Origin of the sequence: Vibrio bivalvicida, assembly GCF_001399455.2 — a bacterium.
GTDB lineage: Bacteria > Pseudomonadota > Gammaproteobacteria > Enterobacterales > Vibrionaceae > Vibrio > Vibrio bivalvicida.
Genome location: NZ_LLEI02000021.1, coordinates 53,010 through 67,761 on the forward strand (window position 1 = coordinate 53,010; position 14,752 = coordinate 67,761).

General features: G+C 45.9%; 16 protein-coding genes. 9 read left to right on the forward strand and 7 right to left on the reverse strand.

The window, feature by feature from the left end; all coding sequences use genetic code 11:
* Positions 1–164 precede the first annotated feature (164 nt).
* Entirely contained in the window at positions 165–437 is a 273-nt protein-coding gene (locus APB76_RS05525; RefSeq protein WP_054961188.1) for a DUF134 domain-containing protein, read from the forward strand.
* A gap of 7 nt (positions 438–444) precedes the next feature.
* Here the strand turns inward: APB76_RS05525 and nqrM are convergent, their stop codons facing one another.
* From nqrM to APB76_RS05540, 3 genes are all read right to left on the reverse strand, one after another.
* Positions 445–639 (reverse strand): (Na+)-NQR maturation NqrM, encoded by a 195-nt coding sequence (gene nqrM, locus APB76_RS05530; RefSeq protein ID WP_054961187.1) that lies wholly within the window; start codon positions 637–639, stop codon positions 445–447.
* Complete coding sequence (locus APB76_RS05535) at positions 636–1,061, reverse strand: NifB/NifX family molybdenum-iron cluster-binding protein (RefSeq protein WP_054961186.1); 426 nt, start codon at positions 1,059–1,061, stop codon at positions 636–638. Before APB76_RS05535 ends, nqrM begins: the two co-directional genes overlap by 4 nt.
* Positions 1,062–1,293: 232 nt before the next feature.
* Positions 1,294–1,788, reverse strand: coding sequence for a MarR family winged helix-turn-helix transcriptional regulator (locus tag APB76_RS05540; RefSeq protein WP_054961185.1), 495 nt, complete (start codon positions 1,786–1,788; stop codon positions 1,294–1,296).
* 123 nt (positions 1,789–1,911) lie between these two features.
* Here APB76_RS05540 and APB76_RS05545 point away from each other — a divergent pair, with 123 nt between their 5' ends.
* The 3 genes from APB76_RS05545 to APB76_RS05555 all read left to right on the forward strand — a co-directional run bounded on the left by APB76_RS05545 (position 1,912) and on the right by APB76_RS05555 (position 4,912).
* The gene (locus tag APB76_RS05545) at positions 1,912–2,826 is read left to right on the forward strand and encodes an EamA family transporter (RefSeq protein WP_054961184.1); all 915 of its coding nucleotides are present in this window, start codon (positions 1,912–1,914) and stop codon (positions 2,824–2,826) included.
* Position 2,827: 1 nt separating this feature from the next.
* Positions 2,828–3,421 carry an NADPH-dependent FMN reductase gene (locus tag APB76_RS05550; RefSeq protein ID WP_054961183.1) on the forward strand — a complete coding sequence of 198 codons (594 nt, stop codon included), beginning with the start codon at positions 2,828–2,830 and terminating at the stop codon, positions 3,419–3,421.
* Positions 3,422–3,580: 159 nt separating this feature from the next.
* Positions 3,581–4,912, forward strand: a complete 1,332-nt coding sequence (locus APB76_RS05555) for an MFS transporter (protein ID WP_054961182.1) — start codon at positions 3,581–3,583, stop codon at positions 4,910–4,912.
* 19 nt (positions 4,913–4,931) lie between these two features.
* On the opposite strand, the gene APB76_RS05560 is transcribed toward APB76_RS05555, so the two are convergent.
* Positions 4,932–5,489: an SOS response-associated peptidase gene (locus tag APB76_RS05560; protein ID WP_054961181.1), complete on the reverse strand. Its 558-nt coding sequence runs from the start codon at positions 5,487–5,489 to the stop codon at positions 4,932–4,934.
* 107 nt (positions 5,490–5,596) lie between these two features.
* Positions 5,597–6,493 (reverse strand): DMT family transporter, encoded by an 897-nt coding sequence (locus APB76_RS05565; protein ID WP_054961180.1) that lies wholly within the window; start codon positions 6,491–6,493, stop codon positions 5,597–5,599.
* Between the two features lie 119 nt (positions 6,494–6,612).
* On the opposite strand from APB76_RS05565, the gene APB76_RS05570 reads away from it, so the two are divergent.
* A complete protein-coding gene (locus APB76_RS05570) occupies positions 6,613–7,095 on the forward strand; it encodes a MarR family winged helix-turn-helix transcriptional regulator (protein WP_054961179.1) in 483 nt (160 codons plus the stop codon).
* 82 nt (positions 7,096–7,177) lie between these two features.
* Here APB76_RS05570 and APB76_RS05575 read toward each other — a convergent pair whose 3' ends face one another.
* Together APB76_RS05575 and aceB are read right to left on the reverse strand one after the other, a co-directional pair.
* Complete coding sequence (locus APB76_RS05575) at positions 7,178–7,615, reverse strand: GlcG/HbpS family heme-binding protein (RefSeq protein ID WP_054961178.1); 438 nt, start codon at positions 7,613–7,615, stop codon at positions 7,178–7,180.
* A 56-nt stretch (positions 7,616–7,671) separates the two neighbouring features.
* Positions 7,672–9,300 (reverse strand): malate synthase A, encoded by a 1,629-nt coding sequence (gene aceB, locus APB76_RS05580; protein WP_054961177.1) that lies wholly within the window; start codon positions 9,298–9,300, stop codon positions 7,672–7,674.
* 313 nt (positions 9,301–9,613) lie between these two features.
* Here aceB and gcl point away from each other — a divergent pair, with 313 nt between their 5' ends.
* The 4 genes from gcl (at position 9,614) to APB76_RS05600 (ending at position 14,645) form a co-directional block, all read left to right on the forward strand.
* Positions 9,614–11,389: a glyoxylate carboligase gene (gene gcl, locus APB76_RS05585; RefSeq protein WP_049845905.1), complete on the forward strand. Its 1,776-nt coding sequence runs from the start codon at positions 9,614–9,616 to the stop codon at positions 11,387–11,389.
* Positions 11,390–11,407: 18 nt separating this feature from the next.
* On the forward strand, positions 11,408–12,184 hold the full coding sequence (gene hyi / locus APB76_RS05590) for a hydroxypyruvate isomerase (protein ID WP_049845906.1): 777 nt from the start codon (positions 11,408–11,410) through the stop codon (positions 12,182–12,184).
* A gap of 50 nt (positions 12,185–12,234) precedes the next feature.
* On the forward strand, positions 12,235–13,131 hold the full coding sequence (locus APB76_RS05595) for a 2-hydroxy-3-oxopropionate reductase (RefSeq protein WP_054961176.1): 897 nt from the start codon (positions 12,235–12,237) through the stop codon (positions 13,129–13,131).
* A 371-nt stretch (positions 13,132–13,502) separates the two neighbouring features.
* Positions 13,503–14,645 (forward strand): sugar diacid recognition domain-containing protein, encoded by a 1,143-nt coding sequence (locus tag APB76_RS05600; RefSeq protein ID WP_054961175.1) that lies wholly within the window; start codon positions 13,503–13,505, stop codon positions 14,643–14,645.
* Positions 14,646–14,752: the final 107 nt, after the last annotated feature.

Below are 14,752 nucleotides of genomic sequence, written 5' to 3' on the forward strand. Positions count from 1 at the left end.
CAAACTGGAGAGGTGTAGCTAAACAAATATGTCATTCTTTTACCCTAAAGAAGAGGTGTGAAAAATGCAACCTTTGGATTCACTTGGTTTCGAATTGGTTAGGTTGTTACAATTACAGGCTAAGCAACTTTGAAGCATCATTGAATTGGTGTTGGAACTTGATCATGGCTCGTCCTAAGAAACATCGTCACATCTGCACTCATGCAGCTCATGCTTTTTACAAACCCAATGGTGTGACTATGGATGAGTTGCAGATTGTTGAGCTGTTGCCGGATGAATTAGAAGCACTGAGACTTGCCGATCAAGAAGGGCTGAATCAGATTGATGCCGCCGTGCAAATGCAGGTGTCGCGCCAAACGTTTGGAAACATCATTAAACGCGCGAGGCAAAAGGTTGCTAGCAGCATCATCCAAGGTCATGCCCTAAAACTTCAATAGGCTTGAGCTACTCTGGCTCTTTGATTTGATAAAGCGTGCGCTTTGTCCCTTTGCATACATCTTTGCAGTCGCACTCCCTAGTGATGTTTAGTTTCGATAAACCACCACAACTGCCCTGAATTGGTCGGCGAGAGAACATCACCCCGATCGCCATTAAGGCTATAAAGCTAACGAAAATAAGTACTGTAAGTAGTAACGTCATCGTCTAATCCTCCGGATTGAGCGCCAGTTTGGTTGCGACGGTGCGAAAGCGAGAGCGGCGTTATTTTTGCCACAAGCTTTTTTCTTTGGTGATATTCGACCGTAATCCAAACTCTCTACTGCAATCAGCTCGGCAAAATTGATGTCGTGCACATCTTGCTTCGCTTTTGTGGCTAACACTTTAACTTTAGATTGAAACAGCCCTTTGAGCATATTTTGGCCAATGTTTCTCACTACAACAATGTCTACTTTGTAATCAGCGATAACCTGTTGCCACTTTTTCTTGGCACCACAACAAGATTCATCCTTAGAGATAGAGAGGTACTGTTTTTGCCGCGTGATGGAATCAATGATGGCGATTTGCTGGCAGCGAGAGAAGTGATTACTCACCGCGTTGTTAATACAAGGAATTGCGTAGATCATGCTGGCTCCAAAATACGTTGAAATTTGGAGCACTATAACGATCTATTACTGGCATATGCCAATAATAAAGTTGATTTCTTAGTTATCGAATTTCGAGAACAACTAATGTTTACCTACAGTTTCGGTAAACAAGAACCGCTTTTCAGTGGGTTCATGTTTTTGATTAAATAGAAAATGAATGTCTTCTATGTTTCTGGTTTAAGTTCGTCGGAAGTCGATTTTGGGGTAGCTATTATTTATCTTCGGATAACAGTACTTTGCGTAGTAGATTGGCAAGTTGATCTTGTTCATCTGGGTTTAGAACACTAAGCATATTGTTCATATTGGTGACGTGATCGTTCAGGGCGTTATCGATAAGTTCGATGCCTTTATTGGTTAGAATCACCTTACAGCTGCGTCTGTCATGTTCACTGAAAACTCTTTCCACAAGCTCTTGCTTAACCAAATGTTCTATCCGAGTGCTCACTGCCCCAGAAGACAGCATAAGAGTTTTATATAGCTCTGTTGGGGTAATACCATGGGCATCGCTACGGCGCATTGTTGCTAAGATGTCGAACTCAATGCTGCTTAGTCCGTGCTGTGTAAACACGCTGTCCATCCTCGACTTCCACAGATTGCTTGTGCGACGCAAGCGGCCAACAACTCCCATCGGCGAGCAGTTTAAATCGGGTCTTGCTTGTTTCCATTGAGCCAAAATTAAATCGACACTATCTGATGCTGATGGCATTTTTATCTCTCATCTAAATATCTTTTTAAAAAGATACTTGATCAAAAGTTAAGTTGCCATTACTTTATAAAAAGTGTCTTTTGCAAAAGATACTTTTTATTGAGATTATATGGAGAGACTCTAGTGAAGGATTTACATCAGATTAAAACCATAGTGTTGACGGCATTCGCCCCTATCGTATGGGGAAGTACTTACATAGTGACGACAGAGTTACTGCCAGCGGAAAGCCCTTTGCTTGCGGCAACGATTAGAGCCCTACCTGCAGGTTTGTTGCTCGTATTCTTTGGTAAAGCGCTACCCAGCTCAGCGTGGCTTGCTCGACTCGGGGTGCTCGGTTTTTTGAACATTGGGTTGTTCTTCTATTGCCTATTTTTTGCAGCGACATACTTACCGGGTGGTATGGCCGCTATGGTGATGTCTATTCAACCTGTTGCCGTGATATTACTGAGTTGGTGGTTGCTTGGTGCAAAGGTGTCAGCAATACAGCTCATGGCCTCGGTAGTGGGCATCTTTGGAATAGCTTTACTGGTTCTTAACAGTGCCGCGAAGTTAGACTTAGAAGGTCTCATCGTCGCGAGTGTTGGAACATTAAGCATGGCGAGTGGGGTCGTGCTGACTAAGAAATGGGGCAGACCTACAGGTATGTCTGTGCTGAATTTTACTGGTTGGCAGCTCCTGTTTGGTGGATTAATGCTGCTCCCAGTTGCTATATGGCTTGAGGGGGTACCTCATCAACTAACGCTAATGAACTCTTTGGGTTACTTGTACCTGAGTGTTATCGGGGCTGTAGTCGGGTATTTTCTGTGGTTTAGAGGCATTGATCAGTTGCCTACAACTACGGTCTCATTTCTCGGTTTTTTAAGCAGTGTCTCTGCTTGTATCTTGGGTTATATCGTTCTCGACCAGCATTTGTCGGTATTTCAGTTGCTTGGAGCATTATTGGTTTTGGTCTCTATTGTACTTGCAAGCCAGCGCTCCTCAGACAAATCGACTCTATCTAATCAAACTCCAACCATTCGATCATTAGAGGGAAACTAATATGAATATTACTATCGTATCTGGCAGCCAGCGTGACAATTCGCAGAGCTTAAATGTCGCTCGCTATTTAGAATCATTATCTGCTAAGCACTTTGAAACTATCAATGTTCTAGATTTACATCAGCTTAATTTGCCTCTCTGGAACGAAGGTGTTTGGCAGCAGTCGGAAGAATGGCAACAGTGGACGCCTATTGCAGAGATACTTAAACAATCTGATGCGATTGTTTTGATCACTCCCGAATGGCATGGAATGGCGACACCTGCAATTAAGAATTTCTTGTTGTTAACGACAGATGAAGAGCTAGCGCACAAGCCTGTGTTGCTAGTGAGTGTTTCTGCCAGTGTGAATGGCGTATATCCGATAAGCGAGTTACGTATGACAGGTAGCAAAAACAATCATGCTTGCTTTTTGCCAGATCATCTGATGTTTCGCAATATCGAAACGCTGATGACCCAAGATCACCAATTACAAGATGATGAGATGCACCAACGTAGTCAGTATACCTTGTCATTGCTTGCCCATTACGCTCAAGCACTTGCTCCTATTCATCGCGATATGGTGACTGTCGGAAAGCCATTTCGTTACGGAATGTAGCTACTTTACAGTGTAAAAGATCAAGTAGGGAGGTTGTCTAGTAATGGAATCTGTTTATCGCTTGATGTGTTTGACTTGGTCAACTTAGTAAAGATTCTAGAGTCCAATCAAAAAAGGGTATATACATAGTTTTATGTTATACAAACTGCTGAGTATTTAATGACTCTCCAAGAAATCCTTCAAATCCGCAATGTTCGCTGCTTCTTAATGTTTCGAAGCAGCTACTTTGCGCGCTTTTACTATCCAGTCTTCACTTTACTCTACTTAGATTATGGTTTGACCCTTTCTCAGTTTGCCATGCTCAACGTAGTCTGGGCGGCAACCATCGTTCTAGCAGAAGTACCATCTGGTGCATTTGCCGATACTCTAGGACGTAAAAAGCTGGTGGTGCTGTCTTCTATTGTCATGTTTATAGAAATCGCCATGATCGCCTTTGTTCCGACTGGCAATCCCACCTTAGTGTTCATGGTATTTTTGGTAAACCGGGTCTTGAGCGGTTTGGCTATGGCATTAGCCAGTGGTGCTGATGAAGCACTGGCTTATGACACGCTTAAAGAGCAGGGCAAAGAAGATCTGTGGCCGCGAGTATTACAGATTCAGTTACGTATCGCTTCAAGTGTCGGCATTGTTGTTACCTTGGTAGGCGCTGCAATGTACGACGTTAACTTTATGGCTCATGTTTATCACCTACTGGGGTTCTCAGCGCCAGAAACGACTCAAGATATAATGCGTATCCCTGTTTATGCGACCTTGTTTGTTGCCCTTATCGCCATGTACGCTGCGTTTAGCATGAGGGAAGAGAAGAAAACATTGCCAAGTGATAGCGGTAAGTTGGCAACGACGATGGCAAGTCTTAAACTCACCATGAATACGGGTAAGTGGGTGCTCTCAACACCATATGTTTTGTTTATTCTGCTTTATTACAGCCTGTTCGAGCACACTTCACGTATGTTTTTAACGATGAACAGCCAGTACTATCGAGCGATCGATATCCCCATCATCTACTTTGGGTTTATTGGTGCAGGGATAAGTTTGCTGCAAATTGTATTGGCAGGGCAAAGTCGAAAGTTAGCGGAAAGCATCGGTCCAAGAAGATTTATTGCCATCATGGGCATCGCGACGATGGCGACCTATTATTGGATTAGCTTAGGCTGGTCTATTTATGGGGTGATTCCGGTATTGCTGTTAATCTTCATCATAATGACGATGAATATCTTTATTAGCTATCACCTCAACAAAAACACTGAATCACACAACCGAGCCACAGTACTGAGCTTTAAAGGGCTGATGTTTAATCTCGGCTATGGTCTGATTGGTATCTTGTACGCCTACTACTACAAACTGCTGTCTAAAAGCTATAGCGAAGAGCAGATAGAGCAGCACATTGACTTTATTGCGTCTCTTTCATCATTTTTCTACTACTTTACGTTTTTGTTTGTTGCTATTAGCCTGTATTTCTATGTAAAGGATAAGAAAAAGGCGATTTTTTGAGCCCAGTAAAATTTAGGGGTTAGCTTATTCTTAGTGATTGATTATATTCAATATTTAGTAAAGATTTAGCTTCCTCTACTGTTCCTGTAACCCAGTTTAGAACATGGCTTGCGTCAATCAGTAGTGGCATGCGGTGATGATATTGGGCACATTGCGAATTGGGCTTAGTGGTGAGAGTGACCACGTTTGAGTTATTTTCGAGTGCGATAGCTGCCATATACAGAGCCCCATTGCTTGGCTTTTCAAATAGGTATTTCACCTTTCGTCCTTGTTCCTCACGCCACTCATACCATCCACTGCAAGGGACAATAACCCGACTGAACTGAAACGAACTCGCAAAGGTGGGTTTCTGTGCAATAGTTTCTGCTTGGGCGTTAATGATAATCCGCTTTGCCCAGTCAGGCTTGATGCCCCAAGCTAGGTTACGCTGCTGTAGCTTGCTACCATAACTGGCTATACAAGCCACTTGTTCTGTCGGACGTAAGTCGTTGTTGCTATGAGTATTAAAATCTAAGCCAAGCTGTTCACAGACGATATTGCACAAGGGGTCGTCGATGACATTGAGTCTTCCGCACATTGCTTCCACCTTTCTCAAATGAGCTTAGTCAGTATAGCAATCACGTTGGAACCGTTTTAAAAAGCCGCGCTAAGTGGCGCGGCTATTTGAGAGATAATTAGTACCTTTTAGCTCCGACACTCGGCTGGAGCCGGTCTGTTTTGCCTGATGGCGAGTATCGCTTGAGGTAACAACGACATCACAATCATGCCGATCATCAAGCTGTACTGGAATGGGGTGAAGGATTCACCAAGCAAGACGAGTCCAGATACGATTCCCGCGATTGGGTTGGCGATTCCGCCGAAGGTAAAGTCGACCACAGACATACGTTGCAATAGCCACACATACATACCGTAACCCAGTGCAGTGTTCAGCCCGACCACCCATAGCAAACCAGACAGGTTGGTGATTGAGAAGTTAGCGAAAATCGCCGCATATTTCGCCGGTTCCATTGCCCCCTGAACACCTGCTGCGATAGACAGAATCACACCACCGAGGATGAGCTGCCAGGTTAAGACTGTCCACCAGTGCATACGGTTTCCGAGTGATTTAGTGATCGAGCTGCCAACCACAATACACATGATCGCCGCGAGCATAGCCCCCAAACCAATCGGGTTTAGGCTAATTGAACCTGGGTCAAACAGCATCCAAGCGAGTGCTATCAGGGTGGCACCACATACCGACTGAATCAAGCCTGGGCGATGTTTGTTGATCAGCCAGTTGTAGAGCATCGCAAATACAGGCACTGAGATCATGCCAACACCAGAAATGGCAGAAGGCAAAGTCAGCGCCATGACAAAGATCAGCCCGAAGAAGGTCGCAATATTGATCAAACCTAAGCTAAACAAAATCTGCCAGTCGCCTTTTTTCGGCAGGCTTGGCTTAAATGCCAACAACAGAAGTCCGGCTGGTAGTGCACGGATCGCACCCAGTAATAGGGGAGGCCAGTCCGCAAGTGTGTATTGCGTGACGGCATAAGTGGTTCCCCAAAAGAACGCCGGAATCATGGCAAGTAATATATTCATAACAATTATCTTTACGTTAAGATACTTTTGTGAGGAATGTACGCCTAAAAACGCTGTTTGTAAAGTATCTTTATGTTAAGATATTCAAAACAGCATTTTGTTACTGGAGACAAATATTCATGGACGCTATTGATAGAGTAGTAGACCAGTGGGCTAAGGAAAAGCCAGAGCTAGAAACTGAACCTATGGCGATAATGGGTCGATTGATGCGCATTGCCAAGTATATGGAGACAGAAGTGGCTCAGCTACATAAGCGCTATGATTTGAAACTTGGGGAGTTCGACGTGTTGGCGACTTTGCGTCGTAGTGGTAAACCTTTTCGCCTAACCCCTTCAGAGCTGATTGATTCTATGATGCTGACATCTGGCGCGATGACGAACCGATTAGATAAGCTTGAGTCTAAAGGTTTGATCAGCCGCGAGCACAGTAAAGAAGACCGTCGCAGCGTGACGGTTGAGCTAAGCCAAGATGGTTATGTGCTGATCGACAAAATTATTGAAGAGCACGTCGCAGTACAGGAAAAGCTGGTTAAAGGCATTAATGCTAATCAGAAGAAACAGATGAACACCATTTTGAAAGGCTGGCTCACTCAATACGAGTAATCTCCTTGAAAATACGAAATAGAAAAACGCCCTCATTTGCGTGTGCAACTGAGGGCGTTTTGTTTTGCTTTGTTAGTCAGTGCTAAGAGACGGCGTCATCACAATAAAGCTGGGCGTGGTCAATTCCCCCGAGTGCGCAGCTTTCATCGATATCAGATAAATCACCACTAACCCCAACTGCGCCAAGAATGTTTTTCTCGGCATCGCGAATGAGCAATCCGCCTGGAACGGGAACCATATTACCGTGTGCGAGAACATTAACAGCGGAGATAAATGCAGGTCGATTGTCGGCATCCTGAGCGAGCTTTCGTGAAGAACACCCGAGCGCTAGCGCGCCCCAAGCTTTAGCAATCGCGATATCTGGTCGCATCATGCTAGAACCATCTTGGCGTTGTAGAGAGATGAGTTTCCCTCCACTGTCGAGAACGGCGACCGTGAGCGGTGCGCATTTGCTCTTGGAACCTGCCTGAAAGGTACCGTCAATGACGGAGAGTGCTTGATCTAGAGTTAAACTTCCCATGTTATCTCCTGTTAATGTCCTACCGTCCTAGCTCGAATAGACGAACTAGGTTGGTATTACGCAGCCCCGTTAAGAAGCTGATAGCTTGGTAAGGTCAGGAAGGTGGCGAACTCTTTCGCTGTTGACAGCTCGAAGAAAAGGTCAGCGGTTTGTTCAAAGCGGCCAGCTGCGAATCGAGCATCGCCCACTTCCTGTTTGATAGTGTTGAGCTCTTGATACAGCCATTGGTGGAAAAGCTCTTTAGTAAAGGTTTGTCCATCATCAAGTTCGACTGAGTGATGAATCCATTGCCAGATATTAGCGCGCGAGATCTCAGCTGTTGCGGCATCTTCCATTAAGCCATAGATCGGCACACAGCCATGGCCTTGAATCCAAGCTTCGATGTAATAAAGCGCAATACGGATATTCTTGCGAACACCTGCTTCATCGCGTGTCCCTTCACACGGTTTTAGCAGCAGATCAGCGCCAATTTCATGTGTTGGGCTGACAAAATCGAGTTGGTTTGGCTTTCCGCCGAGATTTTTATCGAATACAGACATTGCCAAATCGACCAGCGCTGGATGTGCAACCCAAGTTCCGTCGTGGCCATTGAGAGATTCACGCTCTTTATCCTCGATCACTTTGGCGGTCACACGCTCCATCTCTGCAGGATCTTTGGCGGGAATGAAGGCTGACATACCGCCCATTGCTAAAGCGCCACGCTGATGGCAAGTACGTACTAACAGCTGGCTGTAGGCATTAAGGAACTCTTTATCCATCCCAACCACATGTCGGTCTGGAAGAATGCGGTCGGTGTGGTTTTTGAGGGTCTTAATGTAACTGAAAATGTAATCCCAGCGACCACAGTTCATAGCAACGATATGGTCACGCATGGCGTAAAGCATTTCGTCCATTTGGAACACGGCAGGTAGCGTTTCAATCAGAACGGTCGCGCGAATCATTCCTCGTTCGACGCCAAAGTAATCTTCAGTGAAAGAGAAAACGTCATCCCACCATTGTGATTCTTCCATGCTTTCTAGCTTAGGAATGTAGTAGTAAACCCCAAGCCCTTGCTCTGCTCGTGATAGGTAGTTGTGGTAGAAGTAGAGCGCGAAATCCATCAAGCAACCAGGGATGGGTTTATCGTCAAATTGGATCGATTGCTCCGGCAGGTGCAGGCCTCGCGGACGGGCAATCAGTAGGGCTGGGTCATCACTGAGCTGATAATGTTTGTTTTTTGCTTCATCGTGATAACTGATCGTGCGGGCATTGGCATCGCGCAAGTTTATCTGCCCTTGAACCATGTTCTCCCAAGTAGGGGAAGAGGCGTCTTCAAAACAACACATAAAGACCTTAGCACCTGAATTCAGTGCGTTGATCACCATTTTGCGATCAATCGGGCCGGTTATTTCTACTCGACGGTCTAACAGTTCAGGTGGCGGAGTGGCGACTTTCCAGCTCTTGTTGTCACGAATAGATTGTGTATCCGCACGGAAATTCGGTAGTTCGCCAGCATCAAAACGCTTTTGTTGCTCTTCGCGAGCAGCAAGTAGTGCATCTCGGCGTGGAGCAAACTTCTTAACGAGCTTGGTTAAGAATGAGAGCGCTTCTTTGTTAAGGATGGTTTGGTATTCAGGGTTGTCCATGTTACCGACTACGCGCAGACAGGCGGTTTCTTCTCTTTCTGCTACATCGTTCAGACTCATTGTTCGTCTCCTTTAAACAATATCGAATGATTTTGTGTACAAAAATCATGTTGCACGAATACTTATATTTCAATTCATGTAAACAATCAAAGAGTATTTAACATTTATTTTTCATTTGCTCTCTTAGGAAAATATTTTTATGTAAAGATATTTTATATAAAGCAATGATTTCTAGGGTTTTCGGGGTTAGTGTTCGCTTAGAGTAATGGCTCTATGTTGAAAAAATGTTGCATTTAGGGGTTGCCAAATTCTGAATATGATTCATAGTACACAAAGTATCTTTGAATTGTATACAATCGAAATGGAGGTTCGCATGGCAAAGATGAAGGCAATTGAGGCGGCGGTAGAAGTACTTAAGAAGGAAGGTGTAGACATTGCCTTCGGTGTTCCTGGCGCAGCGATTAACCCAATGTACGCGGCAATGAAAAAGCTCGGTGGTATTGATCACGTACTTGCTCGCCATGTGGAAGGTGCTTCGCATATGGCAGAAGGTTACACGCGTACCAATCAAGGTAACATCGGCGTGTGTATCGGCACATCGGGTCCAGCAGGCACAGATATGATCACTGGATTGTATTCTGCATCAGCGGACTCAATTCCAATCCTTTGTATTACAGGGCAAGCGCCACGAGCTCGCCTGCATAAAGAAGATTTCCAAGCAGTAGATATCGAATCTATTGCCAAACCCGTCACTAAGTGGGCGACAACCGTACTCGAGCCAGCACAGGTGCCACGTGCATTCCAGCAGGCGTTTCACCTAATGCGCTCAGGCAGGCCTGGCCCGGTACTGATTGACTTGCCGTTAGATGTTCAGCTGACGGAAATCGAGTTTGATATTGATACTTATGAACCGTTAGAGGCATACCAGCCAAAAGCAACACGTGCTCAGGTAGAAAAAGCCATCGAAATGATGTGTGAGTCTGCTAACCCAGTGATCGTTTCTGGTGGTGGTGTTATTAATGCGGGAGCTGAAGCGTTACTGCAACAGTTCGCTGAAATTACAGGTGTTCCTGTGATTCCAACTCTGATGGGGTGGGGCTCCATCGCGGACGACCATGAACTGATGGCAGGTATGGTTGGTCTGCAAACGGCGCATCGTTACGGCAACGCAACCTTGCTTGAATCCGACTTTGTGTTTGGTATCGGTAACCGGTTTGCTAACCGCCACACGGGGTCTTTGGATGTGTATACCAAAGGGCGTAAGTTCGTTCACGTTGATATAGAGCCGACTCAAATTGGGCGTGTGTTCTGTCCGGATCTTGGCATTGTTTCTGATGCCAAAGCAGCACTTGAACTGCTGGTGGAAGTGGCGCGTGAATGGCGTGACGCAGGTAAATTACCAAACCGCAGCGCGTGGGTTGGCGAATGTCAGCAGCGTAAAGCAACGATGTTACGTAAAACTCACTATACCGATGCACCGATTAAACCAATGCGCGTTTATGAAGAGATGAACAAAGCGTTTGGTCGCGATACTTGTTATGTCAGCACGATTGGTCTCTCTCAAATTGCGGCAGCACAATTCCTACACGTGTATAAGCCACGTCATTGGATTAACTGTGGTCAAGCTGGCCCGCTAGGTTGGACGACACCTGCCGCTCTCGGTGTACGTGCCGCGGATCCTAATCGCGATATCGTGGCTATCTCTGGTGACTATGACTTCCAATTCATGATTGAAGAGCTGGCGGTTGGCGCGCAGTTTAACCTGCCGTATATCCATGTTTTGGTAAACAACTCTTACCTTGGTCTGATTCGCCAAGCGCAGCGTCAGTTCGACATTGATTATTGTGTTCAGTTGGCGTTTGAGAACCAGAATGCACCAGAGCTCAACGGCTACGGTGTAGACCATGTGACGGTTGTTGAAGGCTTAGGTTGTAAAGCGATTCGAGTGACTGACCCAGAGCAGATGCAAGAGGCGTTTGCTCAAGCGAAAGAGTTAATGAACAAGCACAAGGTGCCTGTTGTGGTTGAAGTGATTCTAGAGCGCGTAACCAACATTGCGATGGGCGTCGAGATTGACTCAATCAATGAGTTCGAAGCCTTGGCAGAAAGCGCTGACGACGCACCAACAGCGTTAATCAGTAACAGCTAACAGAATAAGGAAATCAAAATGGCAAAGTTTGCAGCAAATTTATCCATGTTGTTTACCGAATTGGACTTCAAAGATCGCTTTGAGGCCGCAGCAAAGGCGGGTTTTAGTGGCGTAGAGTATTTATTTCCTTACGCCTTAGAAGCCGCTCAAATCAAGGAGAAACTTGATGAAAACCAACTTACCCAAGTGCTGTTCAACCTTCCGGCCGGCGATTGGGAGGCGGGCGAGCGCGGTATCGCGGTGGACCCAAACCGAATTGAAGAGTTCCAAGCAGGTGTCGCCAAGGCCATTGAATACGCCAAAGTATTGGGTAATACCCAAATCAACTGCCTCGCAGGGATCGTTCCACAAGGGGTAAGCCAACATGATGCGCATGCGGCGTTTGTTATCAACCTACGTTATGCCGCGCAGGCTCTAAAAGAGGCTGGCATTCGCTTAGTGATTGAAGCCATCAATACGCGTGACATCCCGGGATTCTTCCTCAACACCACTGAGCAGGCGAAAGCGGTGATTAAAGAAGTGGGTAGTGACAATCTGTTAATTCAGTACGACATCTACCACATGCAAATCATGGAAGGGGATCTAGCGCCAACCATGAGTGCCAACATCGACCAAATTGCCCATGTGCAGTTAGCCGACAACCCAGGCAGACATGAACCGGGTACTGGGGAGATTAACTACCCATTCGTCTTGAAACATCTTGATGAGCTTGGTTATCAAGGGTGGGTTGGCTGCGAGTACAAGCCGAAAACCACCACCACTGAAGGCTTAGATTGGATCAACCTATACCGCTAAGTGCGGTCTGTGCCCGCCAAAGGGTGGGCTAACGTTACGGAGAACAGAATATGAAAATAGCATTTATTGGTACAGGTATTATGGGCCGCCCAATGGCAGCGAACTTGCAAAAAGCCGGTTATGACATTGTGCTATCTGATCACTTTAATCCCGCGCCAAAAGACTTGGTGGATGCGGGAGCTCAAGTTGTTAACTCTGCGCAAGCAGCCGCTGAAGCGGCAGACGTTACTATTCTTATGGTGCCAAATACACCACAAGTAGAAGATGTGCTATTTGGTGAGAAAGGTGTTGAAGCTGGCCTGAATGCAGGTGGCGCTGAAGGTAAGCTTGTGATCGACATGAGCTCAATCTCACCAATGGCAACCAAAGCGATTGCTGCGCGCATTAATGAAAGTGGTGCACAGTACCTAGACGCACCAGTGTCTGGGGGTGAAGTCGGTGCGGTTAACGCTACGCTAAGCATCATGGTGGGTGGCGCGCAAGAAGCGTTTGATAAAGCTCGCCCTCTATTTGAGGTGATGGGCAAAAACATCACGCTAGTCGGTGAAAACGGCGCAGGTCAAACTTGTAAGGTCGCCAATCAGATTATTGTGGCACTTAACATTGAAGCGGTTTCTGAAGCGTTGGTGTTTGCTTCAAAAGCGGGCGCTGATCCAGCACGTGTGCGCCAAGCGCTACTCGGTGGGTTTGCAAGTTCTAAGATCTTAGAAGTCCACGGCGAGCGTATGATTGAAGGCACGTTTGATCCTGGCTTCAGAATCTCGTTGCACCAGAAGGACTTAGATCTAGCGCTAACGGGTGCCAAAGAATTGGAAGTTGCACTGCCTAATACGCAGAACGCGCAAGAGCTGTTTGAGGAGTGTGCGGCTCAAGGCGGACAGGACTGGGATCACTCAGCGCTGATTAAAGCGATTGAGAAGCGCTCAGGACATTCGATTCGAGATTAGGGTCTACTGCCTCTAGTTTCCGTCTGGGATAGCAAGGACTCCTCTCCCTCGCTATCCCATACCAATCACGACAAGCAATTGGTGGTGATTGGTAGCTATATATCAATCTTGCTGACTAGCCGTTGTGGGGGAAATCAGTCGGGTTGATATTACTTAAATCGCGTAGTTTTTCGTCTCCTTTTGTACGCGTTCCCGTTGTAAGGCAACAGGTAGAGGCTCGTTCGGGCCTCGTCTTAGCAGGCACCTCGCGTGCTTACATCGGGATTTTTTCTTGGTTACTCAGCTGCAGGCACTGTTGGCGCAATAAAAGCGCGGGGGAGTTGTGCTATGTTAGCCCTAGGAAGAGTAAGGCTTCGAGTACGAGTAAAGAGATGCAGTTAAATACGTTAATCGCGAGACAAATCGTTGAGCGCGCGACAAAAATTATCCAGTTTCCTGTCAATGTGATGGATGAGAACGGGATAATTATCGGCTCAAGCGATCCTGCGCGATTGCACCGAACCCATGAAGGCGCCTTATTGGCGATACATGACAACCGAACAGTTGAAATTAATCATACGGTTGCCAGTACTCTGATTGGTGTAAAAGAAGGGATTAACTTGCCTATTTTGCATCAAGATAGTGTGATTGGTGTGGTCGGTATTTCAGGGCAGCCTGAAGAGGTCAGACGCTATGGCGAACTGGTTAAGATGACCGCTGAACTCATCGTTGAGCAAGCTGATTTAATGGCTCAGATTCAGTGGAATAAACGTCATAGAGAAGAGCTACTGCTGCAGCTAATACAGGGTTCTACCTTAAATGAAACCCAGCTGCTATCGATAGCGGAACGATTAGATTTGGATTTAGCTCAGCCAAGGGTAGCAGCCACAGTTAAGGTGATACCTAAGCAAGGTCAGCCTTTGACTTTAGAGCAGTTGCAGAAGTTGGTGCACCTGTTGGAGTACCCAGAGCGAGACAACATTGTTGGTATTGTGTCTGTCTCTCAAAACGAAGTTGTCGTGCTCAAGCCAGTGACCTTAGTCGACAATACATGGAGCAAAGCTGAAGAGAAAAAGCGGGTTAAACGCCTGCTTAAGCGGATCGCTCAAGAGGCGGACTTTACGGTCAAAATCGCCATGGGAGAGTATTTCCCCGGCCTTACCGGGTTATCTCGCTCTTATGAAACAGCCAAGGCGACCCTAGCTTGTAGCGATGAAAGTAAAGACGCGATCTTGTTTTATCAGGAGCATAAGCTGTCGGTTCTGATTGATAATTTGAAGCAAGATGAGTGGCGTCGTAATCAGATAAGTCACCCGATTGAAATTTTGCAGCAACACGACAGTAAAGATGTTCTGGTTAAGACGTTAAAAGAATTTTTTGCTCAGGATTGCGATCTGGCTCAAACCTGTGCAGCTCTCCATATTCACCGCAATACATTGCGTTACCGAATAGAAAAGATTGAAGAAGTTACAGGTTTAAAAATCAATAAGTTAGACCATAAAGTTCAACTGTACTTAGCCCTAAAATGTGTGTGATTATTTGAAGGTTTTTGTCAATTTGCACAAAAATGCTCGTTTCAGATAATAATAAATCTGTCATTTTGCATAAAGAATTTATTTGTCTCTGCTCTTACTCTTCAGGC

Coding starts and splice junctions, on each gene's coding strand:
- APB76_RS05525 (WP_054961188.1), top strand. CDS start 165: ATGGCTCGTCCTAAGAAACATCGTCACATCTGCACTCATGCAGCTCAT.
- nqrM (WP_054961187.1), bottom strand. CDS start 639: ATGACGTTACTACTTACAGTACTTATTTTCGTTAGCTTTATAGCCTTA.
- APB76_RS05535 (WP_054961186.1), bottom strand. CDS start 1,061: ATGATCTACGCAATTCCTTGTATTAACAACGCGGTGAGTAATCACTTC.
- APB76_RS05540 (WP_054961185.1), bottom strand. CDS start 1,788: ATGCCATCAGCATCAGATAGTGTCGATTTAATTTTGGCTCAATGGAAA.
- APB76_RS05550 (WP_054961183.1), top strand. CDS start 2,828: ATGAATATTACTATCGTATCTGGCAGCCAGCGTGACAATTCGCAGAGC.
- APB76_RS05555 (WP_054961182.1), top strand. CDS start 3,581: ATGACTCTCCAAGAAATCCTTCAAATCCGCAATGTTCGCTGCTTCTTA.
- APB76_RS05560 (WP_054961181.1), bottom strand. CDS start 5,489: ATGTGCGGAAGACTCAATGTCATCGACGACCCCTTGTGCAATATCGTC.
- APB76_RS05565 (WP_054961180.1), bottom strand. CDS start 6,493: ATGAATATATTACTTGCCATGATTCCGGCGTTCTTTTGGGGAACCACT.
- APB76_RS05570 (WP_054961179.1), top strand. CDS start 6,613: ATGGACGCTATTGATAGAGTAGTAGACCAGTGGGCTAAGGAAAAGCCA.
- APB76_RS05575 (WP_054961178.1), bottom strand. CDS start 7,615: ATGGGAAGTTTAACTCTAGATCAAGCACTCTCCGTCATTGACGGTACC.
- aceB (WP_054961177.1), bottom strand. CDS start 9,300: ATGAGTCTGAACGATGTAGCAGAAAGAGAAGAAACCGCCTGTCTGCGC.
- gcl (WP_049845905.1), top strand. CDS start 9,614: ATGGCAAAGATGAAGGCAATTGAGGCGGCGGTAGAAGTACTTAAGAAG.
- hyi (WP_049845906.1), top strand. CDS start 11,408: ATGGCAAAGTTTGCAGCAAATTTATCCATGTTGTTTACCGAATTGGAC.
- APB76_RS05595 (WP_054961176.1), top strand. CDS start 12,235: ATGAAAATAGCATTTATTGGTACAGGTATTATGGGCCGCCCAATGGCA.
- APB76_RS05600 (WP_054961175.1), top strand. CDS start 13,503: ATGCAGTTAAATACGTTAATCGCGAGACAAATCGTTGAGCGCGCGACA.